Source organism: Methylobacterium brachiatum (assembly GCF_900113845.1).
Lineage (GTDB): Bacteria > Pseudomonadota > Alphaproteobacteria > Rhizobiales > Beijerinckiaceae > Methylobacterium > Methylobacterium brachiatum.
In genome coordinates this window covers 84,003-107,261 of record NZ_FOQW01000008.1, presented here as the reverse complement: position 1 = coordinate 107,261, position 23,259 = coordinate 84,003, and the positions used below count along the sequence as shown (strand labels likewise).

Below are 23,259 nucleotides of genomic sequence, written 5' to 3'. Positions count from 1 at the left end.
AGGGAGGTTGGTCGAAGGCTCCGCACTACCCCTTCTCCGCCCGCTCGCGCTTGAGCCGATAGAGCGCATCCAGCGCCTCCCGCGGGGTCAGCGCATCCGGGTCGATCGCGTCGAGGAGCGCGCCCAGCGGATCCTCCGCCGGAGGCTCCGGCGGTGGCGGCGGGGCGAGCGCCGCAAACAGCGGCAGGTCGTCGATCTTGGCCCGGGCCGGGCGGCCGCGCTCGGCCTTCTCCAGGCTCTTGAGGATCGCGCCCGCCCGCGCCACGACGCTGGCGGGCAGGCCGGCGAGGCGGGCCACCTGCAGGCCGTAGCTGCGCTCGGCGATGCCCGGCACGACCTCGTGCAGGAACACCACGCCGTCCCGGTGCTCGGCCACCTTCAGGGTGGCGTTGTCGAGTCGGGCCAGCCGGTCGCCCAGGGCCGTCAGCTCGTGGAAATGGGTGGCGAACAGCGCCCGGCAGGCATTCGCCTCATGGAGATGCTCCAGGCAGGCCCAGGCGATCGACAGCCCGTCGAAGGTCGCGGTGCCGCGGCCGATCTCGTCGAGGATCACCAGGGAGTGCCGCGTCGCCTGGTTCAGGATCGCCGCGGTCTCCACCATCTCGACCATGAAGGTCGATTGCCCCCGCGCCAGGTCGTCGGCCGCCCCCACCCGCGAGAACAGCCGGTCGACCCGGCCGATCCGCGCCGATTGGGCCGGCACGAAGGCGCCCATCTGGGCCAGAACGGCGATCAGCGCGTTCTGGCGCAGGAAGGTGGACTTGCCGCCCATGTTCGGGCCGGTGATCAGCCGGATCCGGCCCCGCGTCTCGCCCGACAGGTCGCAATCGTTGGCGATGAACGGCTCGCCGGCCCGGCGCAGGGCCGCCTCGACCACGGGGTGACGACCGCCGGTGATCGCGAAGGCCAGCGAATCGTCGACTTCCGGTCGGCGCCAGTCCAGCTCGACCGCGAGTTCGGCGTTGCTGGCGGCGACGTCGAGGGCCGCCATCGCTTCGGCGACTTGTGCCGTCTGCGAAGATTGTTCGACGATCCGGCGGGCCAATGCGTCGAAGAGATCCGATTCCAGGGCGAGCGCGCGCTCCGATGCGCCGCTGATCCGTCGCTCCAGGTCGCCCAATTCGACGCTGGTGAACCGCATCGCGTCCACCATGGTCTGCCGATGCACGAATTCACGCTGCAATCCCTTGAGGCAGGCCTCGCCCACCGATTGCGGGACCTCGATGAAAAACCCCAGCAGGTTGTTGTGCTTGATCCGCAGGGTCCGGCAGCCGGTCTCCTCGGCGTAGCGGGCCTGGAGCGCCGCCACGACCTTGCGCGAATCCTGGCCGAGCAGCCGCGCCTCGTCGATCTCTTCCGAATAGCCCGCCCGGATAAAGCCGCCATCCCGCCGGGACAGGGGCAGCTCGTCGGCCAGCGCCGCCTGCAGCTCCGCCGCCAGAGCGGGATCGGCCGCGCCGAGCGCCTGCGCGATCTCGGCGAGTTCGGCGGTCGCTCCGCCGGCCTCGTTCAGCACCGCCCCGAGCCCGGCGGCGGCCGTCAGCCCATCGCGGATCGCCGCCAGATCCCGGGGGCCGCTGCGCCCCAGGCCCACCCGGGAGAGCGCCCGCGCCAGATCGGGCGCCCGGGCCAGCGTGTCGCGGATCGCCCGGCGCAGGGTGTGGTTCTCGACGAGATACGCCACGGTCTCGTGTCGTTGCGCGATCCGCGTCAGGTCGGTCAGCGGCCCGGCCAGGCGCTCGGCCAGCAGCCGGGCGCCGTTGGCGGTCACCGTCCGGTCGATCGTGTCGAGCAGGCTGCCGGTGCGTTCGCCCGCGAGCGTGCGGGTCAGCTCCAGGTTGGCGCGGGTCGCAGCGTCGATCGCAAGCGTCGAGCCCGCCGCCTCGCGGGTCGGCACCGAGAGCGGAGCGCGGGCGGCGAGTTGTGTGCGGGCGATGTAGAGAAGGCCGGTCCCGGCCGCCTGGATCTCGGCCCGAGTGAAGCTGCCGAAGCCGTCGAGCGTCGAGACGCCGTATTGCTCGCGCACCCGCCGCTCGGCCGCGGCGGGCTCCAGCTCCGCCTGCGCCAGGGGGACGATGGCGGCCCGGCTCTCCTGCCAGATCCGCGCCAGGGCCGGATCGGCGTGGATCGCCTCCGACAGGACGATCTCGCGGGGATCGTGCCGGGCGATCGCGCCGGCGAGATCCCCGGTGGGGACCTCGCTCAGCGAGAAGCGGCCGGTGGAGATGTCGATGGCGGCGAGACCATAGGCAGTCGCGCCCTCCCCGGTCTTGCGCCGTCCGATCGCCAGCAGCAGGTTGGCGCTGGCGGGATCGAGCAGGCGGTCCTCGGTGATGGTGCCCGGCGTGACGAGGCGCACCACCTCCCGCCGCACCACCGATTTCGGGCCGCGCCTTTTGGCCTCGGCGGGATCCTCGGTCTGCTCGCAGACGGCCACCCGGTTGCCCATGGCGATGAGGCGGCTGAGGTAATCGTCCGCCCGGTCCACCGGGACGCCGCACATCGGGATCTCGGCGCCGCCGTGGCGGCCACGCTTGGTCAGCACGATGCCGAGCGCCCGCGACGCGATCTCCGCGTCGCCGAAGAACAGCTCGTAGAAATCCCCCATCCGGTAGAACAGGAGGCAATCGGGATTGGCCGCCTTGATCTCGATATACTGCGCCATCATGGGCGTGGCGCCGGCCGGATCCAGGGCGGCGGCGGGGGGCGTTTCGGGGGCGGAGCGGACGGCGGTTCGGGCCATGGCGCCTCTTAGCAGAGTGGGCCCGCCGAATCAGGTCGTGCGGAGCGACGCGCCTGGGGAGAAGCCGTCACCACCGGTGGATGAAGCCTCCCACGCAACAAAAAACCCGGCGCCATGGGCGCCGGGCTGTCGTTCGAAGACCGGTTGATCCGGCTCAGTAGCGCGGGCCGCCGGTGGTGTTGCCGAGGTTCTGCTGGTAGCCGCGCAGGGCCGGGTTCTTCGCGTTCGGGTTGCCGTGACGCATCGTGTTCATGCGGCGCATCCGACGCTCATGGCGCGTGGAATGGTGCCGGTGCATCCGATGGTGGCGATGGTGATGCATCGCCACGGTATCGACCATGTCGGCGCCGGCCAGGCCCGGCTGCGGCATCGCCGGAGCGGCCTGGACCGCCGCTGTCCCGGCGACGAGGCCGCCGAAAAACAGGCCCGCGGTCAGCAGTGAACGAAATGACATCTTTGAAATGCTCCGGTCTAGTCTGAGAGGTGCCACCATAATGGCTCGCGCACCGAGATGTTCCGGTGCGCTAGGCAAAAATGCTCCTGCGCAATCTGACAAAAGGTCGGATTAATCGGTGATGCCGACCGTACCGAGCCGACGAAACTAACCTTGCGCATCATTTTGACTGTGGTGATGCAACTTCTGGGAAGATTATCCAGTGGCCACGATCGAGCCCGAGCACCGCACGCGCTTGCGGTCTGCTCGGCGCGGATACGGTTTCCCGGTCACGGAGAAGCGGGACTCCGGGAGCGGGCTCGTGCCGCCGCGCTCGAACCGGCGCTCAGCTCAGGAAGTGCCGCAGCGCGGCGTTCACCGCGGCCGGCTCCTCATGGGGGAGCCAGTGGGTCGCCTGATCGAACCATTCGATCCGCCCGGCATCGCAGAGGTCCAGGCTCGCCTCCGCGAGGCCGGGCTGGAGGGCGGTGTCCTGCTTGCCCCAGAGGATCAGGGTCGGCACCCGGACCCGGGGCGGCGTCGCCCGCGGCAATCGGGCGAGCGCGCGATACCAATTCAGCATCCCGGTCATCGCGCCGGGCTGCAGCCAGGCTTCGACGTAGCGGTCGAGATCGGACGTCGCGAAGGCGCCCGGCCGGCTCGTGCGGGTCAGCGCGTGCCGCAGAGCCCGGCATCGGTCGGCCGTGAGCAGCCGCTCCGGCAGGACCGGAAGCTGGAACAGCCCGACATAGGCGCTGCGCAGCCACTGCCCCGGATGGCTGCGGATGTAGGCCCCGACAACGCCCGGATGCGGCGCGTTGAGGATCGCGAGCCGCGCGATCCGGTCGGGATAGTGGCTGGCTGTCCACCACGCGACGAGCCCGCCCCAATCGTGGCCGACCAGGCGGATCGTCGCGAAACCGTACGCGTCGGCCAGGGCGATCACGTCGCCGGCCAGCTTGTCGAGGTGATAGGCGGCCACGCCATCCGGCTTGTCGCTGAGGCCGTAGCCCCGCTGGTCGGGCACGACGAGCCGCAGGCCTGCCTCCGCGAGCGGCCCGATCTGGTGCCGCCAGCCGTACCAGAATTCCGGGAAGCCATGCAGCAGGATGGTGGGCGGACCCGCCTCCGGACCGGCCTCTGCGACGTACAGGCTCAGCCCCGGCAGGCCGACCCGACGAAACGCGACGCCCGCCACATCCGTCATCCCGTGCCTTGCTCCCTCATGCCCACGGGCTCACCCCGCGGGACCGCCACGCATCCGTCCGGTCAGAAGCCGAGCGCCGAGCAGGAATCCGCCCCGGGATCGAGCTGGTCCCTGAGCCGGTCGGGGGAGGTCCGCGTCCAGAGACAGAGCAGGACGAAGGCCGCGCCGTGCAGCAGGGCACCGGTCGCCGGGACATAGGGCGACCCCGCGGTGTCGCGTAGGCTTCGCGCGCCGGTCGTCTCGGTCGTCGCGCGCGGTCTGGCTGAATGGGGAATCATGATCTTCGGGCTCAACGTGTCGTCTCAGAGGGAAGATCGTTGCCCCGGCCATTCGGTTACCGCGTGCGGATCGCCGCCGTGCGCTGGCACACGCCCGACCGCCGGGGCGGCGCCTCGATCCGTCAGCGCATCGGGTCGAGCCACGGCGCCAGATGGCCGGCCGCGATATTCGCTTGCGTGTCCCGGTAGCCGAGTTCAGCGGATTCCCGGAAGCTCGACCAGGCCCGCAGGTCGATGCCGGCGAGCGGCGGTCTGAGCAGGGCCGTGGCATGGGCTGCGGCCACCATCGTCTGCGCGTCGCTCGATACGGTGGCGGCCCGCAGCAGCAGCGGCGCCAGGCCCGGCATCGCCGCCGGCGATCTGATCAGCCTGCGCAGGAGCCGGCCGCGCCAGCCCCGTGTCGGCATGTCCTGGAACGCCCGATCGCTGCCGACATCGACGGCCAGGACCGGACCGCGCTCCAGATCGGCCGCCACGTCCGCCGGCACGTTGTTCATCATGCCGCCATCGACCAGGACGCCCTCGTCGCACAGGACCGGCGGCAGGAGGCCCGGGATGGCGATGCTGGCGCGCAGCGCCTTGGGGAGGTCGCCGGCGCGGTGGATCATCGCGCGGCCGGTCGTCAGGTTCGACGACACGCAGAAGAACGGCAGCCACAGATCCTCGATGCGCGCGCCGCCATAGCGCTCGGCGAGGCTCGCATCGACCTTTGCGCCGCGGGTCAGGGCGTGGATCGGCAGCGTGTAATCGTTGATCGGGTTGCGGCCCGCGAAGGCGGCCTCGGTCTGCTCCCGGATCTCGGCGAGGCTCCAGCCCATGGCGAGGCTGGCGGCGATCACCGCGCCCATGCTGGTGCCGCCGACGAAATCCGGCGCGCAACCGGCCTCGTCCAGGGCGCGCAGAACGCCGAGATGGGCGAGCGCCCGCGCGCCGCCTCCGCCCAGCACGAGGCCCCGCCCGAGGCCGCTGGCGAGCCGCGCCAGCCGTCCGATATCGTCCGCCCGCCCGGGACGGAGCTGGATCCGCATCGCCGCGGGCATGGCCGCGACGGCCGGATGCAGGGCCTTCGGGTGCGGCGCCCGAGGATCCTGGCGGACGACCAAATCCATCCGGATCCAGTCGGAGCGCACCCGCTCCAGATAGGCGGTCACGTCCGGGCGCGGCGGCGCGCCGGGCTCGGCCAGGAGCAGAACGTGGTCGCCGAGGCGCTGGCTCAGGCGGCACCAGGGGCAATCGATGTCCCGGGCCACGAACACCGTCCGCGCGTGACGGGCCTCGAAGGCCTGGACCCCATCCTCGTCGGCACCCGCCGGCCAATGGCTCAGGCAACCGGTCTTTCCCGGCAGGATGGCGTCCAGGGCGGTGGCGAAGGCCTGCGCGAACGGTTCGGGATCGGGGCCCTCGGTGACGGCCATCACCAGGAAGGTCCGCGGCGCGTGGTGGACCGAATGCCCCTCGTAGAGCGTGCGCAGGCGCTCGGCGAGCATTCGCGCGAAGTACAGGAGCGTGTGCGGATGCTCCGCGATCACGGTCTCGAAGGCCGCGCGGGTGAGGCACAGGAACTGGGACTCGCGCAAAGCCGTCACGGTCGCCGCCCGCGGCGCGTCGGATAACAGCGCCATCTCGCCGAAGATCGCGGGCGGGCGCAGCCGGGCGATCCGGGTCTGGACCCCGTGATGGTCGCGGGTCGAAACGCCGACCGCGCCGGAGACCAGGGTGTAGAGCGCATCCCCGGTCTCGCCCTGCTCGAACAGCGTCCGGCCCCCGGGCACCGTCAGCGCGACCATGCGGGCCCGCACCGCCTCGACCGCCGCAGGGTCGAGACCGGCGAGGAACGGGATCTCGGGTTGGCTCACCCCCGCCCCGCCCCGGTCACGTCCGCCATCCCATACGCCCGCATCGCCCCGCTCCCGGCCCGCTTCCCCCGTACTACTATAGCGTGTCGGTGGTGGTGCGGTCCGCGACGGTTCGGGCCGATCTGAAACGGATCGCCCTTCGCGCCGCCACGGCCGTCCGGTACAGGCAGGACAACGCCATAAACAGGGAGGCAGTGATGTCGGGGGCTGATCGGATCGCGATCGTGACCGGAGCGGGGACGGGGGTCGGCAAGGCTTCGGCCCTGGCCCTCGCCCGGGCCGGATGGAGCGTGGTGCTGTCGGGGCGGCGGCAGGCCCCCCTCGACGCGGTCGCGGCGCAGATCGAGGACGGGCGCGCGCTCGTGGTCCCCACGGACGTGACCGACCCGGATTCGATCGCCAACCTGTTCGCGCAGACCAAGGCGCGGTTCGGCCGCCTGGACCTGCTGTTCAACAATGCCGGGATCGGCGCGCCGCCTGTCGCCCTGGAAGACCTGCCGCTGGAGACGTGGCGGCAGGTGGTGGACACCAACCTCACCGCCCTGTTCCTGTGCACCCAGCACGCCTTCCGGATCATGCGCGACCAGGATCCCCGGGGCGGGCGGATCATCAACAACGGCTCGATCTCGGCGCATGCCCCGCGGCCGAACTCGATCGCCTATACGGCCACGAAACACGCGGTGACCGGCCTGACCAAGGCGACCTCGCTCGACGGGCGCGCCTACGACATCGCCTGCGGCCAGATCGATATCGGCAATGCCGACACCCCGATGGGCGGCAAGATGAAGGAGGGCGTCGCCCAGGCCGACGGCTCCATCCGGGCCGAGGCGGTGATGGACCCGGACCATGTCGGCGACGCGGTGCTGATGATGGCCAACCTGCCCCTGTCCGCCAACGTCCAGTTCATCACCGTCATGGCGACCAAGATGCCGTTCGTCGGCCGCGGCTGAGCTTCCCGGCGCGGCGCGCCCAGGCGATCGCCGCGCCCGCCGCTCAGGCCTGCGCCGCCCGGAGACCGCGTCGCGCCGAGCCGGCGGGGTCGCGCTTACCAACAGCCACGGTTTTTCCGTGCGCGCCGCGCGGCGCCGATTGACGCCCGGTTTTATAACTCATACAAATCTCTGAACAAAACGGCCGGGGTCCGAACTCGGTCGCGCACAGGTCGAGGGCCCTCGCGCCTGTGCATCGCCATCGCGCGTCCCGTCGCCGAGCGTCTGCAGAGCGCGTGAACGGGGTGCTGCGAGGCCGACGACTTTCGGTCGCCCCGGATGAGCCGGGATCCACGCGCCGGCGCAAGGTGATCGTTCCGGACCGGACGTATCGATCCGGCCACGCGATGACTTCTGCAAATCAAAAAAACATTCGCACAATGCGAAGTGCGCCGAAGAGGCGCGCAAGACTACGCTACGACCGGGGGGACTTGATGATCACCAGGCAGACCTTTCTCAAGCTCGCGCTCGCCGCCTCGATGCTGGCGGGTATCGCCGTTCCCGGGGCGCTTGCCGCCGGCGGCGACCTGATCGGCGTCGCCATGCCGACCAAGTCGTCCCAGCGCTGGATCGACGACGGCAACAACATCGTGAAGCTGCTGGCGGCCAAGGGCTACAAGCCGGACCTGCAATACGCCGACGACGACATCCCGAACCAGCTCGCCCAGATCGAGAACATGCTCACCAAGGGCGCCAAGGTCCTGGTGATCGCCTCGATCGACGGGACCACGCTGAGCGACGTTCTGTCGAAGGCCAAGGATAGCGGCGTCAAGGTCATCGCCTATGACCGCCTGATCAAGGGCACACCCAACGTCGATTACTACGCCACGTTCGACAATTTCCAGGTCGGCGTGCAGCAGGCCAGCTCGATCGTCGACGGGCTCGGGCTGAAGGACGGCAAGGGGCCGTTCAACATCGAGCTGTTCGGCGGCTCGCCGGACGACAACAACGCCTACTTCTTCTACGACGGCGCCCTGTCGGTGCTGCAGCCTTACATCGACGCGAAGAAGCTCGTCGTGCGGTCCGGCCAGACCGGCATGGACAAGGTCTCGACCCTGCGCTGGGATCCGGCCACGGCCCAGGCCCGCATGGATAACCTGCTCTCGGCCTATTACGGCAACGCCAAGCTCGACGCGGTCCTGTCGCCCTACGACGGCATCTCGATCGGCATCATCTCGTCGCTCAAGGGCGTCGGCTACGGGTCCGGCAGCCTGAAGATGCCGGTCGTCAGCGGCCAGGACGCCGAGCTGCAATCGATCAAGTCGATCATCGCCGGCGAGCAATACTCGACGATCTTCAAGGACACGCGCGAGCTGGCCAAGGTGACGGTCGCGATGATCGACGCCATCGTGTCCGGCAAGCAGCCGGAGGTCAACGACACCAAGACCTACAACAACGGCAAGAAGGTCGTTCCGGCCTACCTGCTGAAGCCCGTAATCGTCACCAAGGCCAACTGGAAGCCGGCCCTGGTGGATACGGGCTACTACACGCTCGACCAGCTCAAGTAAGCCGTCCGGGGCCGGGCGCCGGCTCCGACCGATCCTGGCCGATGCCGGCATCCCCGGCGTCGGCTGCCGACCTCATGAACGACGAGCCGGAATTGGTCGCATGCAGCCCGTCCTCGAAATGCGCGGGATTACTAAGACATTCCCCGGCGTCAAGGCGCTCTCCAACGTCAACCTGACGGTCCAGCCCGCCGAGATCCACGCCCTGGTCGGCGAGAACGGCGCCGGGAAGTCGACGCTGATGAAGGTGCTGAGCGGGGTCTATCCCCACGGCACCTACGAGGGCGAGATCCACTACGAGGGCCGGCTCTGCCAGTTCCGGGACATCTCCGACAGCGAGCGCGTCGGGATCGTCATCATCCACCAGGAGCTCGCGCTGGTCCCGTTCCTGTCGATCGCCGAGAACATCTTCCTCGGCAACGAGCCGGCGCGGTTCGGCATCATCGACCGGGACCGGATGTTCGCCCGGGCGGTCGAACTCCTCAGGACCGTAGGCCTCGACGAGAATCCCGATACGCTGGTGACCCATCTCGGGGTCGGCAAGCAGCAGCTCGTCGAGATCGCGAAGGCGCTGTCGAAGAAGGTCAAGCTGCTCATCCTCGACGAGCCGACCGCGAGCCTCAGCGAGAAGGATAGCGACGCGCTCCTGCGCCTGCTGATCCGCTTCCGCGAGCAGGGCATCGCGTCGATCCTGATCTCGCACAAGCTCAACGAGATCGCGAAGGTCGCCGACCGGATCACCGTCCTGCGCGACGGCACCACGGTCGAGACGCTCGATTGCCGCGACGGGACGATCGACGAGGATCGCATCATCCGGGGCATGGTCGGCCGCGAGATGGCCAACCGCTATCCGGTCCGCGAGCCGCGGATCGGCGACGTGATGCTCGAGGTGAGCGACTGGACGGTGCACCACGCCGTCCACGCCGACCGGGCGGTGGTGCGCAACGTCAACCTCACCGTCCGCAAAGGCGAGATCGTCGGCATCGCCGGCCTGATGGGCTCCGGCCGCACCGAACTCGCGATGAGCCTGTTCGGCCGCTCCTACGGCCAGGGCATTTCGGGCCGCGTCCGGATCGAGGGCCGGGATGTCGATGTCTCGACCATCGGCAAGGCGATCGCGGCGGGCATCGCCTACGTGACCGAAGACCGGAAGCAGCTCGGCCTCGTTCTCGAGGAGACCATCACCAAGAACACGACGCTGGCGAATCTGCCGGGCGTGTCCACGGCTGCGGTGATCGACGAGGACAAGGAGCGCCAGGTCGCCACCGATTACCGGACCAAGATGCGCATTCGCTCCTTCGGCGTGGCGCAGCAGACGGTCAACCTCTCGGGCGGCAACCAGCAGAAGGTCGTGCTGAGCAAGTGGCTGTTCACGCACCCCAAGGTGCTGATCCTGGACGAGCCGACACGGGGCATCGATGTCGGCGCCAAATACGAAATCTACTCGATCATCAACGAGTTGGCCGATGGCGGCCGGGCCGTGCTGATGATCTCGTCGGAGATGCCGGAGCTGCTCGGCATGTGCGACCGCATCTACGTGATGAACGAGGGGCGTTTCGTGGGCGAGTTCCAGCGCTCGGAAGCGAGCCAGGAGGCGATCATGCGCGCGATCATGCGCTCGAAGGAACGAAACGGATGAGCGATATCTCTGCGGGCAAGTCGATGATCCCCGGCACCGAGTCCCTTCCCGAGTCCCTGCCCGAGGCCAAGCCCGCCGCCGATGCGGGCGCGAAACGCGGCTTCCTCGGGACCTCGCAGTTCCGGGATTACGGGCTGCTGATCGCCCTGCTGCTGATCACGCTGTTTTTCGAGTACACCACCAATGGCGTGCTGTTTCAGCCGCTCAACCTGACCAACCTGATCCTGCAGAACAGCTACGTCGTCGTGATGGCGCTGGGCATGCTGCTGGTCATCGTGGCCGGGCATATCGACCTGTCGATCGGGTCGATCGTGGGCTTCGTGGGCGCGCTCGCCGCCTTGCTGATGGTCCGCGTCGGCCTCGATCCCCTCTCGGCCACGGTGGTCTGCCTCGCGGTCGGGGCCGCCATCGGCGGTCTGCAGGGCGCGTTCGTCGCCTATCTCGGCATTCCGAGCTTCATCGTCACCCTGGCCGGCATGCTGGTCTTCCGGGGCCTGACCCTGGCTTTGCTGCAGGGCGCCTCGATCGGGCCGTTCCCGGAGGTGTTCCAGCTCCTCGCCAAGGGGTTCCTGACCAATTTCGCCGGCCCCTGGACCTCCCTGCTGATCGGGGCGCTGCTCGCGCTCATCCTGTTCGGGGTCAACTGGCAGCGCCGCGCGGTGCAGGTGCGGCATGGCAGTCAGCCCGACAGTCTGGCGTCGTTCATCTTCCGCAACGGCATCACGACCATCGTGATCCTCGCCTTCGCGTACCAGATGAGCGCGTATCGCGGCCTGCCGAACGTGCTGATCGTCATGTTCGTGCTGGTGATGCTGTACCGTTTCATCACCACGCGGACGACGATCGGGCGGCGCATCTACGCGCTGGGCGGCAACATCAAGGCCGCGCGCCTGTCGGGGATCAAGACCGAGCGGCTGACCTTCCTGACCTTCGCCAATATGGGCGCCCTGGCCGGGCTCGCCGGCATGATCTTCGCCGCGCGCCTGAACACCGCGACCCCGAAGGCTGGCGTCGGCTTCGAGCTCGATGTCATCGCGGCCTGCTTCATCGGCGGCGCCTCCGCGGCCGGCGGCATCGGCAAGGTCTCGGGTGTCGTCATCGGGGCGTTCATCATCGGCGTGATGAACAACGGCATGTCGATCCTCGGGATCGGCATCGACTACCAGCAGGTCATCAAGGGCGTCGTGCTCCTGGCTGCGGTCTGCCTCGACGTCTACAACAAGAAGAACCGCGCCTGACCGGCGGCGAAGGCCGGTCCCTCGCTGCGGATCTACGGGGTCCGCTGAGGCTGCCGGTCGTCGCTGCGCTCCCGTTGGCTCGCCGCCGCGGGGGGCTCGGAGCCGGGCTGCATGACCTTGGCCATGAGCAGCCGATGGGGTTGCGGACCGGGCAGGAGCTGGATCGCCTGCGGCTCCGGCTGCCGGGGCGGCGGCTGGATCGGGGCCGCTTCGCGCCGGATCGGCTTCTTGGGAGCCGGCATCGCGGACAGGCCGGCGCACAGGATCACGCACGCCAGACCGATCAGGATGCTCTCCACGGAGGGGTCCGGGTGAGCCATCATGTAGCCGAGCCCGCCGAGGCCCGTGCCGGCGGCCAGGATACGCGAAAGCGACGGAGAGGAGGGCATGCCCGACGATCGCGGCGCCGTCCTTGCGGGCCGGTCAAACCGACCCGCTCAATTGTCGCGATCCGGCGTCGCCCTGTGCCGTGAGCATGCGTGACGGCGAACCGCCCTCACCGATGCATGGCCTTAGGTCTTGCGGGCAACCGTGAACCGGGCGGCATCGCGAAGGGTGCGCGCGCCCTCGCCCCAGGGTGCGACGGCGTCCTCGCAGACGCCGACGAGGCGGTCGCATTCGGCCCGGGCGCCGTCGAGGCCGAGGCGGTCGACCAGCGTCGCCTTGCCGGCATCCTTGTCCTTGCCGGTCGCCTTGCCCATCGCCTCGGGCGAGGCTTCCCGGTCCAGGATGTCGTCGGCGATCTGGAACGCCTGGCCCAGCGCCAGGCCGTAGCGCAGCAGCGCCGCGCGCTGTCCCGCGTCGGCGCCGCCGACGATCGCGCCGGCTTCCACCGAGAAGGCCAGGATCGCGCCGGTCTTCATCGCCTGCATCCGCAGGGTGTCGTCCACATCCATGTTGGCCGCACCGAACCGCCCCTCGGCAGTGAGGTCGAGGAGCTGGCCGCCGACCATGCCGCCGAGGCCTGAGGCGCGGGCCAGCCCGAGCACCAGGTCGGCGCGGATCCGTGCATCCGGCTGCCAGGTTGGGTCGGCCACGATCTCGAAGGCCAGCGTCTGGAGGGCGTCGCCGACCAGGATCGCGGTCGCCTCGTCATAGGCCTTGTGCACCGTCGGCTTGCCCCGGCGCATGTCGTCGTCGTCCATCGCCGGCAGGTCGTCGTGGACGAGGCTGTAGCAATGCACGAGCTCGACCCCGGCGCCGGCCGCCAGCGCCGCGGCCTCGGAGCCGCCCAGCATCCGGGCGGTCTCGATGGCAAGGAACGGGCGCAGGCGCTTGCCGCCGCCCAGCACGGCGTGGCGCATCGCGTCCATCAGGCGCGGCGGCCGGGCGATCTCGCCGGGGCCGATGTCCGGGCCGAGCCGTTCGACCAGGAAGGTCTCGACCGTCTCGGCGACCTGCGCCAGCCTGTGGGAAAACTCGGCGGCGGGGGTGGCCGTCTTGACCGAACCGGTCTGAGCCTGCGTTGAGGGAGTCGAGGTCATCGGGCGCTGCGTCCGGTCTTGGCCTGGCGAAATCAATCGGGCGTCGCTTTGCGCGGAGATGAAATCAAGTACGACCGAACCGGACCCAGGCGGATCGCGGCGTCACGCGCCGTCTCGAGAGACGGGCCACGCGACCTGCCGCGCGCTCGCCCGAGGCGCCCCCGCCGTGTGCGCCGGCTCGTGGGAGCGCTGCTGCTGCTCCCCGCCCTCGGTTTCATCTTCACGCTCACGCTGGCGCTCGTCTATAGCGCGGTGACGCCGCCGTCGACTCTGATGCTCGGACGGTGGTTGACGCTTCAGCCGGTGAGCCGGGATCCGGTGCCGCTGGCCGCGATCGCGTCGGTCCTGCCGCAGGCCGTGATCGCCTCGGAGGACCAGCGCTTCTGCCTGGATTACGGCGTCGATTTCGGGGCGATCCGCGAGGTCGTGGAGGACGAGGATTCACCGAGCCGGGGCGCCTCGACCATCGCGATGCAGACCGTGAAGAACGTCTTCCTGTGGCCGGGCCGGTCCTACATCCGCAAGGCCTTCGAGATCCCGCTCGCGCTGGCGCTCGATGCCCTCTGGGGCAAGCGGCGGATGATGGAGATCTATCTCAACATCGCCGAATGGGGCGACGGCATCTACGGCGCCCAGGCGGCGAGCCGGCACTGGTTCGGCAAGGATGCGAGCCGGCTGACCCGGGGCGAGGCCGCCCTGCTGGCCGCCGTCCTGCCGAACCCGATCACCCGCAGCGCCGGCCGCCCCTCCCCCGGGGTCCGCCGCCGGGCCGCTCAGATCCAGGCGATGATGGGTCAGATCGAGGGGCTCACGGGCTGCCTGCGGCGGTGACGTGTCCCGATCGCTCCCCCGGGGGCTGCTCGCTGGCGCGCCGGATCGATGCGAGCATGCGCCGGCGCACGAGGCCGCTCACGGGCCGGATTACGAGCCAGTAGAGCGTGAATTTCAGGCGTGCAGCGCGGCTGGGACAGTCGATCCGCGTCTCGGTGACCAATTGGGTTCGGCCGTCCGGATGACGCCGGGTGGCAAAGGCCAGCGCGAGCCTGGCGACGTCTCCCGCCGCGAATGCCTGGAACGCTGGGCCGTCCGCCACCGGCTCCAGCCCGTAATCCAGACGCCAGAATCGTCCGACCAGCCCGTAGACGATCTCGTCCGCGCTCCGGTCGAGCAGGGTGAAATCGTCGAAGCCGAACGGGGCGCGCGGCCCGTCCGGCCTGCCGAGGAGGCGCATCGGAATCTCGCGCAGGCCGATCACCGTCCGGAAGAATCGATCCGAATCCGGCCGGTAGGCGACGACGTTGTCGAGGATCGCGGTGGGCTCGGCGGCGATCAGACAGGCATGCGTCTCGCTGAACTGGTAGGTCGGCAGGTATCGGTGGAGGAGGTGCATGTCGGTGTCAGGCGGCCGGTCCAGTGGGTGCGGTCAGCCAATTTTCCGACCTTACCCCGGGCATACGGTTGAACTCCCGCATGTTGTTGGTGACGACGATCAGCCCCTCACTGCGAGCGTGAGCGCCGATCTGCATGTCATGGATACCGCACGGTGTTCCGGCCCGCTCCAGTTCGGCCCGGACCTGCCCGTAATGGACCGCTGCCTTATCGGTGAAGGGCAGCACTTCCAGCCGTGCTACGAAGCGAGTGATATTCGTCAGATTCTCGGCGCGGCGCACCGATTTTTCCGCCCCATAATACAATTCGCCGAACGTGATGCTCGAAATGCAAAGCTGCTCCGCGAGCGCATTGAATTTTTCACGCATTGCGGCAGGATGCCTCTTTATGACGTAGATGCAGATGTTTGTATCAAGCATGTACGTAAACATCAGAACAGCTCGCGTGTCTCCGCTCCCGGCTGCACGCGTTCATTCATAAAATCTTCGCTCGCGCACGGCTCATTCAGAAAAAAATCGTCCCATCTCTGCCCCTGTGGAACGATCACACGGCTGCGGCCAATCTTCAAGACATCGACCTGATGCACGTCGGCAGGGAAAGCGACCGCCTTGGGTAGCCGCACCGCTTGGCTGCGATTGCTGGAGAACACCGTAGAACTGGCCATGCGCAACCTCCTGGAGATATCTCAATCGGGCGATGGGATATCCAGTTGGGATATACGTAGGACCGATCGCGTGGAGACACAAGGCCGTTCGGGCGGTAGCAGGCACCGAATCGGCTCTGTAAGAGGAGCGCCAGAGCCGCGATATCCGGGACCGAATGACAATGACCGACGCCGTCTACGACCTCACCCTCGAGCGCATCGCCCTGATCCGCCGGATGGTGGTCGCCTGGAACGGCGCCGAGCCCGGCGCGCCGATGATCCACCCGGAGGCGCCCTACGGCAGCCGAGACCGGGACGGCGACATCGCCAACGTGACGGGGGACGATGACGGCGCCGAGGAGGAGCACCGGGCGCTGGAGGATGGGCTCGCCGTGTTCTCGCAGAATGCCCGGCTGAAGCCCGGCCGCTACCAGTACCACAACCCGCTGGCGAAGCTGGATTGCGCGGCGATCACCGACGTGTTCAGGGATTCCGCCACGGGCGAGACCCCGGAGCACATCACCTTCGCGGTGACGGAGGAGCATCTCGCGCTGATCCCGCGGCTCAACCACATGTGGGACGACGATCACGGCGTGCCGCGGATCGACCCGGAGCGGCCCTACGGCGGAGCGGAGGCCTACACGCTCGACATGGGCCGGCATCTCGGCGGCGGCACCGAACCGGAGAACCTGGTCCGGCTCCACCGCGAGATGCAGCCGGCCTTCCAGATCTTCCTGCGCTACGCCGATCTCGGGCCCGGCACCTTCCGCCGGAACGCCGCGTCGGTGTGGGAGCCCGCCTGAGCGCGGGCCCCCGGGGGACGCTCAGGCGTCCCGCTTCTTGCGCTGCGCCAGGGTGCGCAGCCGGAGCGCGTTCAGCTTGATGAAGCCCGCGGCGTCGCGGTGATCGTACGCCACGGCGCCTTCCTCGAAGGTCACGAGGTCTTGGTCGTAGAGCGAGTGCGGGCTCTCGCGGCCGATCACGTGGACGCCGCCCTTGTAGAGCTTCAGCCGCACCGTGCCGGTGACCTTCTCCTGGCTCTTGTCGATCAGCGCCTGGATCATCTCGCGCTCGGGCGAGAACCAGAAGCCGTTATAGATCAGCTCCGCGTATTGCGGCATCAGCTGGTCCTTGAGGTGGGCCGCGCCGCGATCCAGCGTGATCGACTCGATCGCCCGGTGGGCGGGCAGCAGGATCGTGCCGCCTGGGGTCTCGTACATGCCGCGGCTCTTCATGCCGACGAAGCGGTTCTCGACGAGGTCGAGCCGGCCGATGCCGTTGTCGTGGCCGAGCTGGTTGAGCTTGGCCAGCAGGCTGGCGGGCGAGAGCTTTTCGCCGTCGATCGAGACCGCGTCGCCCTTCTCGAAGCCGATGGTGATGATGGTCGGCGTGTCCGGCGCCTGCTCCGGCGAGATCGTCCGCGAGAACACGTAGTCGGGCACCTCGACGGCCGGATCCTCGAGCACCTTGCCCTCCGAGGAGGCGTGCAGGAGGTTGGCGTCCACCGAGAACGGGCTCTCGCCGCGCTTGTCCTTGGCGATCGGGATCTGGTGCTGCTCGGCGAAGGCGATCAGCTGCTCGCGGGAGCGCAGGTCCCATTCCCGCCAGGGGGCGATCACCGTGACGTCGGGCTTGAGCGCGTAGTAGCCGAGCTCGAACCGGACCTGGTCGTTGCCCTTGCCGGTGGCGCCGTGGCAGACCGCGTCGGCCCCGACCCGCTCGGCGATCTCGATCTGCTTCTTGGCGATCAAGGGCCGCGCGATCGAGGTGCCGAGCAGGTACACGCCCTCGTAGACGGCGTTGGCCCGGAACATCGGGAACACGTAGTCCCGCACGAATTCCTCGCGCAGGTCCTCGATGTAGATGTTCTCGGGCTTGATGCCGAGCAGCTCCGCCTTGCGGCGGGCCGGCTCGAGCTCCTCGCCCTGGCCGAGATCGGCCGTGAAGGTGACGACCTCGCAGCCATAGGTGGTCTGCAGCCACTTCAGGATGATCGATGTGTCGAGGCCGCCGGAATAGGCCAGCACGACCTTCTTCACGGGGCTCTTCGCGGGATCGGACATGCTGGTTCCGGAACTGGTGCAGGGTGTCGGCGGCTTATCGCGGGTGTCATCGGCCTGCAACCGGCGTGCCGCCTCGCGCGTAGCCTGTTGCCGGACGATCGACAGCGTTTCGCCTCATGACGGCCTTGCGGCCGTGTGAGGCACGGCGCGGCGTGGGCATTGCCTGATCCCCGCAGCACGACAAGCATCGGAGAAGCGAAGTCCATGGCGCGCCAGCCCACCCTGGAGTTCTGGTACGAATTCGCCTCCTCGTATTCCTATCTGGCGGCGATGCGGATCGAGGCGGCCGCGGAGGCGGCAGGCGTCGCCGTGCGCTGGCGGCCGTTCCTGGTCGGCCCGCTCTTCGCCTCGCAGGGCTGGACGACCTCGCCGTTCAATCTCTACCCGGCCAAGGGCAAGAATATGTGGCGCGACGTGGAGCGCGAGGCCGCCCGCCTCGGCCTGCCGCCCCTGACCCGGCCGGCGCAATTCCCGCAGAACAGCCTGAGCGCGGTGCGGGCGGCGATCTACGGTCACGATCAGGACTGGCTGGTGCCGTTCTCGAAGGCGGTCTTCACCGCGAGCTTCGCCGAGGGGCGTTCGATCGCGGAGCCGGCCGCTGTGGTCGAGATCCTCGATTCGCTCGGGCTCGACGGTACCCAGACCGTGCGCGCCGCCGCCGGCGAGGCCAACAAGACCCGGCTTCGGGTCGCCGTCGAGGAAGCCCGTTCGCGCGGCATCTACGGCGCCCCGACCTTTCTCGCCGATGACGGCGAGCTGTTCTGGGGCAACGACCGCCTGGAACAGGCCCTGGCCTGGGCGGTGGGCGACCGTCCGGCCGGCATCCGGTAGGGCGGCGTTCACGGACCTGCGCCATCACGGCGGCGCGCATCCGCGTTGCGGCCCCGCCTCGGCCCGAAATCCCTCCCGTCCCGGACGATGTCTATGGTGCTGACCCGTCGTAACCTCATCGCTGCCGCCGCCGGTGCCTCCATCGGTGCCGGACTCGGACGGGCCGCCGCCCAATCCTACGGCCAGCGTGTTGCGGTGACGGGCGATGACGGCAGGCCCGTCGCGAACTCGATACTGCCGGGGGAGATCACCGGCCAGATCCCGGCGCTGCGCGGCGTCACCTATGCCGGCCCGCGCGAGGCCCAGACCACCCTGTACGAGTTCTTCGACTTCAACTGCCCGTACTGCCGCAAGGCCGCCGCCGACGTCGTGGCCCTGCACGAATCCGATCCGGACCTGCGCGTCGGCCTCGTCAACAATCCGATCCTGTCTCCGCAATCCGCCCAGGCCGCCAAGGTGATGCTGGCGGTCCAGCGCAAGCTCGGCTCGGCCGCCGCCTGGACCTTCTACCGCACGCTCCTGGGGAAACCCGGACGGATCGACGGGCCCGGCGCCCTCACGGCCGCGGCGGCGCTCGGCATTCCGCAGGCGGAGGTCGAGGAGATCGCCGACAGCGAGGAGGTCCGGCAGGCCCTCAAGAGCCAGATGCGGATGGCGGCCGATCTCGGCCTCTACGCCACGCCCTCCTATGTCCTGGGCAACAGCGGTATCCTCGGCCATCCCGGCGCCAACGCCATGGCGAAGATGATCGCCAGCACCCGGCGGTGCGATCGGCTGGCCTGCTGAGATTTCCTGACCGTCGGGCGCCCGACTTGTGCAACCCCGCGCGGCGTTGCAGATTCGAGCGATTGGAAGAGACGGCCATGACCTACGAAGCGCCCAATCGCCCGGCCTTCACGACGGACGGGCCCCCTCGCCGTTTCGCGATCGACGCCCTCGACGCCGTGACGCTCGCGGTCGACGCGCAGACGGAGGATGGCGAGACCGTGCCGGCGGGGACGGTCGGGACCGTCGTTGCGGTCTGGGGCGAGGCCGAGGCCTTCGACATCGAGTTCGACGCTCCCTTCACCGGCCTCGTTACGATCGGTCGGGAGATGATCCGCGAGCACCGGCGGCCGGCTTAAGTGCGGCCCTACATTTCCTGGCCGTCCGGCTTCAATATCGCGCCGGCCAAGATCACCGGCTATCTGCTGAACCTTTCGGGCGGAAGCCCCGCAAAGGCCCGGTGGTGGCTCTCGCAAGGGTTTGATCCGGATCGCCCCGGAGTGCTGATCGAGGCCCTGTTCGAGCATACGTCGGCGACGAATTTCGTCGGCCTTCGTTTGCCGCCGAAAATGTGGGGACATCGCCTCGTCTTCGAGGGGCCGATCCGCACGCCCCTGGCCTCGAACCCAGAGGTCCGATCGATCTGGCAAGTCAGCTCCGGAACACCGAGCGGCATCCGCGGCGTTGCGGAGCTCGTGACCGCGCATCGGATCTGAATGGGCCCGCGGGTCGTGTTCGAACGATCCACTGCGTCACACTTCCGCCGCCGTATCGCGCAGAGCCGCGCCGGTCCGTGTTGCGTGCGGCCATGCTGGCATGCTAGGCGGTCGCCGCGCCACAAGGGCTGGTTCTCGACCCTTCCCGCTGCTGGCGCGATCCCACGTCCCGAACGAGATCCGCACCGCGTTCCCGGCCGGAGCGCGCGGATCGGGCGGGCAACAGAGAAGAGAGCGACGGGTGGCGCAGAACGGTTCCGAGGCTGGTCCCCTGGTCGCAGGCGTGGCGGGCCGGTACGCTTCCGCCCTTTTCGAGCTCGCGCGTGACGAGCGCCAGGTCGACGCGGTCGCCGAGGCCCTCAATCAATTCGATGCCCTGCTGAAGGAGAGCGCGGACCTGCGCCGCCTCGTCCGCAGCCCGGCTTTCACCCCGGTGGAGCAGACCGCCGCCATCGGCGCCGTCCTCGACCGTGCCGGGATCGGTGGTCTCGCCGGAAACTTCATCCGCCTCGCGGCCTCGAATCGGCGCCTGTTCGCCCTGCCGGGCATGATCAGGGCCTTCCGGTCGCTGGTTCAGGACTCGGAGGGCGTCGTGCGCGCCGAGGTGCGGGTGGCCGAACGGCCGTCCGACGCGTTGATCGAGGAGATCAAGGCGTCGCTGCGCGACATCGCCAAGGCCGATGTCGATCTCGACCTGGTCGTCGATCCGAGCCTGATCGGCGGCCTCGTCGTCCGGATGGGCTCGCGGATGATCGACGCGTCCCTGAAGACCAAGCTCAACGGTATCCGCCTCGCGATGCGGACCGCGCAGTAAGCGCGCCCCATCCGATCCGAACATGCACTGACGATTTAGCGACAGAGGCCCGAGTATGGACATCCGCGCCGCCGAGATCTCCGCGATCCTGAAGGACCAGATCAAGAACTTCGGCGAAGAGGCCGAGGTCTCCGAGGTCGGGCAGGTCTTGTCCGTCGGTGACGGCATCGCCCGCGCCTACGGCCTCGACAACGTCCAGGCCGGTGAGATGGTCGAGTTCGAGTCGGGTGTGCGCGGCATGGCGCTCAACCTCGAGCAGGACAACGTCGGCATCGTGATCTTCGGCTCCGACCGCGAGATCAAGGAAGGCCAGACCGTCAAGCGCACCGGCGCCATCGTGGACGTGCCGGTCGGCAAGGGCCTGCTCGGCCGCGTGGTCGACGGCCTCGGCAACCCGATCGACGGCAAGGGTCCGATCCAGTCCACCGAGCGTCGCCGGGTCGACGTGAAGGCGCCGGGCATCATCCCGCGCAAGTCGGTGCACGAGCCGATGGCCACGGGCCTGAAGGCGATCGACGCCCTGATCCCGGTCGGCCGCGGCCAGCGCGAGCTGATCATCGGCGACCGTCAGACCGGCAAGACCGCCATCGCCCTCGACACCATCCTCAACCAGAAGCCGGGCCATGCCGCGGGCGGGGACGAGAAGTCCAAGCTCTACTGCATCTACGTCGCCATCGGCCAGAAGCGCTCCACGGTCGCCCAGTTCGTGAAGGTGCTCGAGGACCAGGGCGCCCTGGAATACTCGATCGTCATCGCGGCCACCGCGTCGGACGCCGCGCCGATGCAGTTCATCGCGCCCTTCGCCGGCTGCGCCATGGGCGAGTATTTCCGCGATAACGGCATGCACGCCGTGATCGTGTACGACGATCTGTCCAAGCAGGCCGTGGCCTACCGCCAGATGTCCCTGCTGCTGCGCCGCCCGCCGGGCCGCGAGGCCTATCCGGGCGACGTGTTCTACCTCCACAGCCGCCTGCTCGAGCGCGCCGCCAAGATGGGCGACGCCGCCGGCAACGGCTCGCTGACCGCCCTGCCGGTCATCGAGACTCAGGCAAACGACGTTTCGGCCTACATCCCGACCAACGTGATCTCGATCACCGACGGCCAGATCTTCCTCGAGACCGACCTGTTCTACCAGGGCATCCGCCCGGCGGTGAATGTCGGCCTCTCGGTGTCGCGGGTGGGCTCCTCCGCCCAGACCAAGGCGATGAAAAAGGTCGCCGGCAAGATCAAGGGCGAGCTGGCGCAGTACCGCGAGATGGCGGCCTTCGCGCAGTTCGGCTCGGATCTCGACGCTTCGACCCAGCAGCTCCTCAACCGCGGCTCGCGGCTCACCGAGCTCCTGAAGCAGCCGCAATTCTCGCCGCTGAAGATGGAAGAGCAGGTCGCCGTGATCTACGCCGGCGTGAACGGCTACCTGGACAAGCTCCCGGTCAGCAAGATCCGCGCCTTCGAGGACAGCCTGCTCAGCACGCTGCGCACGAAGCACCAGGACCTGCTCAGCGCCATCGCCACCTCGAAGGATCTGTCGGACGAGAGCGCCGGCAAGCTGAAGAGCGTGGTCGAGGGCGTGGCCAAGTCGATCGGCGCCTGATCGGGCGCTGACCCGTGTGACTTCCCCGCCTCCGGTGGGGAGGGTTGGGGGCGGCGCCGGTGCTGATCGCACCATCGGCCGCCGGACCCGGCACAATTCCCACCTTCGGCTCCTCCCCGCACGGGGGAGGAGAGGCCCTGGAACGGATCTGGACGCGGCCCGATGGCGAGTTTGAAGGACCTGCGCAACCGCATCACCTCGGTGAAGGCGACGCAGAAGATCACCAAGGCCATGCAGATGGTCGCCGCCGCCAAGCTGCGCCGTGCGCAGATGGCCGCCGAGGCCGGCCGTCCCTTCGCGGAGAAGATGGCTCAGGTGCTCGGCAACCTCGCCGGCAATCTGGTCGGCGGCGTCGGCGCCCCGAAGCTCCTCTCGGGCACCGGTTCCGAGCAGACCCATCTCCTAGTCGTCTGCACCGGCGATCGCGGCCTGTGCGGCGCGTTCAACTCCTCGATCGTCCGCCTGGCGGTCCGGGAATACATCCAGAAGCTCACCGCCGAGGGCAAGACCGTCAAGATCATGACGGTCGGCAAGAAGGGCAACGACCAGCTGCGTCGCCTCTACCGCGACCAGATCGTCGAGAGCATGGATATCCGCGGCAATCGCCCGGTCGATTACGAGTTCGCCGCCGAGATCGCCAACAAGATCCTGACGCGCTTCGAGGCCGGCGAGTTCGACGTCGCCACCCTGTTCTATTCCGAGTTCCGGTCGGTGATCTCGCAGATCCCCACCGCGCAGCGCCTGATCCCGGCGGAGCTGCCGGCGGCCGACACGGCGGTCAAGAGCGCCAACGGCAACGCCGCTCTGGAATTCGAGCCCTCCGAGGAGGCGATCCTGGAGACGCTGCTGCCGAAGAACCTCACCGTGCAGGTCTATCGGGCGCTCCTGGAGAACGCCGCGTCCGAGCAGGGTGCGCGGATGAGCGCCATGGACTCGGCCACCCGCAATGCGGGCGAGATGATCAAGAAGCAGACGCTGATCTACAACCGCACGCGTCAGGCCATGATCACCAAAGAACTCATCGAGATCATCTCGGGCGCGGAAGCTCTCTGAGGCTCCGCGACCTGAACGCACA

Annotated in this window: 24 protein-coding genes; 13 read left to right on the top strand and 11 right to left on the bottom strand. The window is 68.7% G+C overall.

Annotated elements, in window-relative coordinates; genetic code table 11:
- Window positions 1–25 precede the first annotated feature (25 nt).
- From mutS to BMZ47_RS11950, 5 genes are all read right to left on the bottom strand, one after another.
- Window positions 26–2,743: a DNA mismatch repair protein MutS gene (gene mutS / locus BMZ47_RS11970; RefSeq protein WP_091862333.1), complete on the bottom strand. Its 2,718-nt coding sequence runs from the start codon at window positions 2,741–2,743 to the stop codon at window positions 26–28.
- A gap of 154 nt (window positions 2,744–2,897) precedes the next feature.
- The gene (locus tag BMZ47_RS11965; RefSeq protein WP_050732619.1) at window positions 2,898–3,197 is read right to left on the bottom strand and encodes a hypothetical protein; all 300 of its coding nucleotides are present in this window, start codon (window positions 3,195–3,197) and stop codon (window positions 2,898–2,900) included.
- A 325-nt stretch (window positions 3,198–3,522) separates the two neighbouring features.
- On the bottom strand, window positions 3,523–4,383 hold the full coding sequence (locus BMZ47_RS11960; protein WP_091862329.1) for an alpha/beta fold hydrolase: 861 nt from the start codon (window positions 4,381–4,383) through the stop codon (window positions 3,523–3,525).
- A gap of 62 nt (window positions 4,384–4,445) precedes the next feature.
- A complete protein-coding gene (locus BMZ47_RS11955; protein ID WP_091862326.1) occupies window positions 4,446–4,676 on the bottom strand; it encodes a hypothetical protein in 231 nt (76 codons plus the stop codon).
- A 107-nt stretch (window positions 4,677–4,783) separates the two neighbouring features.
- Window positions 4,784–6,517, bottom strand: a complete 1,734-nt coding sequence (locus BMZ47_RS11950; RefSeq protein ID WP_091862323.1) for a patatin-like phospholipase family protein — start codon at window positions 6,515–6,517, stop codon at window positions 4,784–4,786.
- A gap of 197 nt (window positions 6,518–6,714) precedes the next feature.
- On the opposite strand from BMZ47_RS11950, the gene BMZ47_RS11945 reads away from it, so the two are divergent.
- From BMZ47_RS11945 to mmsB, 4 genes are all read left to right on the top strand, one after another.
- Complete coding sequence (locus BMZ47_RS11945; protein WP_091862320.1) at window positions 6,715–7,467, top strand: SDR family oxidoreductase; 753 nt, start codon at window positions 6,715–6,717, stop codon at window positions 7,465–7,467.
- 473 nt (window positions 7,468–7,940) lie between these two features.
- Window positions 7,941–9,014: a multiple monosaccharide ABC transporter substrate-binding protein gene (gene chvE / locus BMZ47_RS11940; protein ID WP_091862317.1), complete on the top strand. Its 1,074-nt coding sequence runs from the start codon at window positions 7,941–7,943 to the stop codon at window positions 9,012–9,014.
- 100 nt (window positions 9,015–9,114) lie between these two features.
- A complete protein-coding gene (mmsA, locus tag BMZ47_RS11935) occupies window positions 9,115–10,650 on the top strand; it encodes a multiple monosaccharide ABC transporter ATP-binding protein (RefSeq protein ID WP_091862315.1) in 1,536 nt (511 codons plus the stop codon).
- Window positions 10,647–11,888, top strand: coding sequence for a multiple monosaccharide ABC transporter permease (mmsB, locus tag BMZ47_RS11930; protein ID WP_091862313.1), 1,242 nt, complete (start codon window positions 10,647–10,649; stop codon window positions 11,886–11,888). Before mmsA ends, mmsB begins: the two co-directional genes overlap by 4 nt.
- Before the next feature lie 32 nt (window positions 11,889–11,920).
- Here the strand turns inward: mmsB and BMZ47_RS11925 are convergent, their stop codons facing one another.
- The gene (locus tag BMZ47_RS11925) at window positions 11,921–12,277 is read right to left on the bottom strand and encodes a hypothetical protein (RefSeq protein WP_091862310.1); all 357 of its coding nucleotides are present in this window, start codon (window positions 12,275–12,277) and stop codon (window positions 11,921–11,923) included.
- Window positions 12,278–12,400: 123 nt separating this feature from the next.
- Entirely contained in the window at window positions 12,401–13,372 is a 972-nt protein-coding gene (locus BMZ47_RS11920; protein ID WP_007566563.1) for a polyprenyl synthetase family protein, read from the bottom strand.
- A gap of 135 nt (window positions 13,373–13,507) precedes the next feature.
- Between BMZ47_RS11920 and mtgA the strand changes: the two genes are divergently transcribed.
- Entirely contained in the window at window positions 13,508–14,203 is a 696-nt protein-coding gene (gene mtgA / locus BMZ47_RS11915; RefSeq protein ID WP_425285063.1) for a monofunctional biosynthetic peptidoglycan transglycosylase, read from the top strand.
- On the opposite strand, the gene BMZ47_RS11910 is transcribed toward mtgA, so the two are convergent.
- The 3 genes from BMZ47_RS11910 to vapB are packed head-to-tail and all read right to left on the bottom strand — an operon-like array spanning window position 14,181 to window position 15,425.
- Complete coding sequence (locus BMZ47_RS11910) at window positions 14,181–14,762, bottom strand: hypothetical protein (protein WP_091862304.1); 582 nt, start codon at window positions 14,760–14,762, stop codon at window positions 14,181–14,183. The two genes, mtgA and BMZ47_RS11910, sit on opposite strands and share 23 nt — an antisense overlap.
- Window positions 14,763–14,769: 7 nt before the next feature.
- Window positions 14,770–15,192 (bottom strand): type II toxin-antitoxin system tRNA(fMet)-specific endonuclease VapC, encoded by a 423-nt coding sequence (gene vapC / locus BMZ47_RS11905; RefSeq protein ID WP_091862301.1) that lies wholly within the window; start codon window positions 15,190–15,192, stop codon window positions 14,770–14,772.
- A complete protein-coding gene (vapB, locus tag BMZ47_RS11900) occupies window positions 15,192–15,425 on the bottom strand; it encodes a type II toxin-antitoxin system VapB family antitoxin (protein ID WP_091862298.1) in 234 nt (77 codons plus the stop codon). Before vapB ends, vapC begins: the two co-directional genes overlap by 1 nt.
- A 161-nt stretch (window positions 15,426–15,586) precedes the next feature.
- Between vapB and BMZ47_RS11895 the strand changes: the two genes are divergently transcribed.
- Window positions 15,587–16,207 carry a hypothetical protein gene (locus tag BMZ47_RS11895; RefSeq protein WP_208601043.1) on the top strand — a complete coding sequence of 207 codons (621 nt, stop codon included), beginning with the start codon at window positions 15,587–15,589 and terminating at the stop codon, window positions 16,205–16,207.
- A 21-nt stretch (window positions 16,208–16,228) separates the two neighbouring features.
- On the opposite strand, the gene BMZ47_RS11890 is transcribed toward BMZ47_RS11895, so the two are convergent.
- Complete coding sequence (locus BMZ47_RS11890) at window positions 16,229–17,467, bottom strand: argininosuccinate synthase (RefSeq protein WP_007566559.1); 1,239 nt, start codon at window positions 17,465–17,467, stop codon at window positions 16,229–16,231.
- 204 nt (window positions 17,468–17,671) lie between these two features.
- Here BMZ47_RS11890 and BMZ47_RS11885 point away from each other — a divergent pair, with 204 nt between their 5' ends.
- The 7 genes from BMZ47_RS11885 (at window position 17,672) to BMZ47_RS11855 (ending at window position 23,237) form a co-directional block, all read left to right on the top strand.
- On the top strand, window positions 17,672–18,298 hold the full coding sequence (locus tag BMZ47_RS11885; RefSeq protein WP_007566558.1) for a 2-hydroxychromene-2-carboxylate isomerase: 627 nt from the start codon (window positions 17,672–17,674) through the stop codon (window positions 18,296–18,298).
- Window positions 18,299–18,391: 93 nt separating this feature from the next.
- Window positions 18,392–19,084: a DsbA family protein gene (locus BMZ47_RS11880; protein WP_091862292.1), complete on the top strand. Its 693-nt coding sequence runs from the start codon at window positions 18,392–18,394 to the stop codon at window positions 19,082–19,084.
- A gap of 77 nt (window positions 19,085–19,161) precedes the next feature.
- A complete protein-coding gene (locus BMZ47_RS11875) occupies window positions 19,162–19,422 on the top strand; it encodes a hypothetical protein (protein WP_007566556.1) in 261 nt (86 codons plus the stop codon).
- Window positions 19,423–19,779, top strand: coding sequence for a DUF6883 domain-containing protein (locus tag BMZ47_RS11870; protein ID WP_091862289.1), 357 nt, complete (start codon window positions 19,423–19,425; stop codon window positions 19,777–19,779). It begins immediately after the preceding gene.
- A gap of 241 nt (window positions 19,780–20,020) precedes the next feature.
- Entirely contained in the window at window positions 20,021–20,593 is a 573-nt protein-coding gene (locus BMZ47_RS11865) for a F0F1 ATP synthase subunit delta (protein WP_091862286.1), read from the top strand.
- A 55-nt stretch (window positions 20,594–20,648) separates the two neighbouring features.
- Window positions 20,649–22,184: a F0F1 ATP synthase subunit alpha gene (gene atpA / locus BMZ47_RS11860; protein WP_007566553.1), complete on the top strand. Its 1,536-nt coding sequence runs from the start codon at window positions 20,649–20,651 to the stop codon at window positions 22,182–22,184.
- 162 nt (window positions 22,185–22,346) lie between these two features.
- Window positions 22,347–23,237 carry a F0F1 ATP synthase subunit gamma gene (locus BMZ47_RS11855; protein WP_007566552.1) on the top strand — a complete coding sequence of 297 codons (891 nt, stop codon included), beginning with the start codon at window positions 22,347–22,349 and terminating at the stop codon, window positions 23,235–23,237.
- Window positions 23,238–23,259 lie beyond the last annotated feature (22 nt).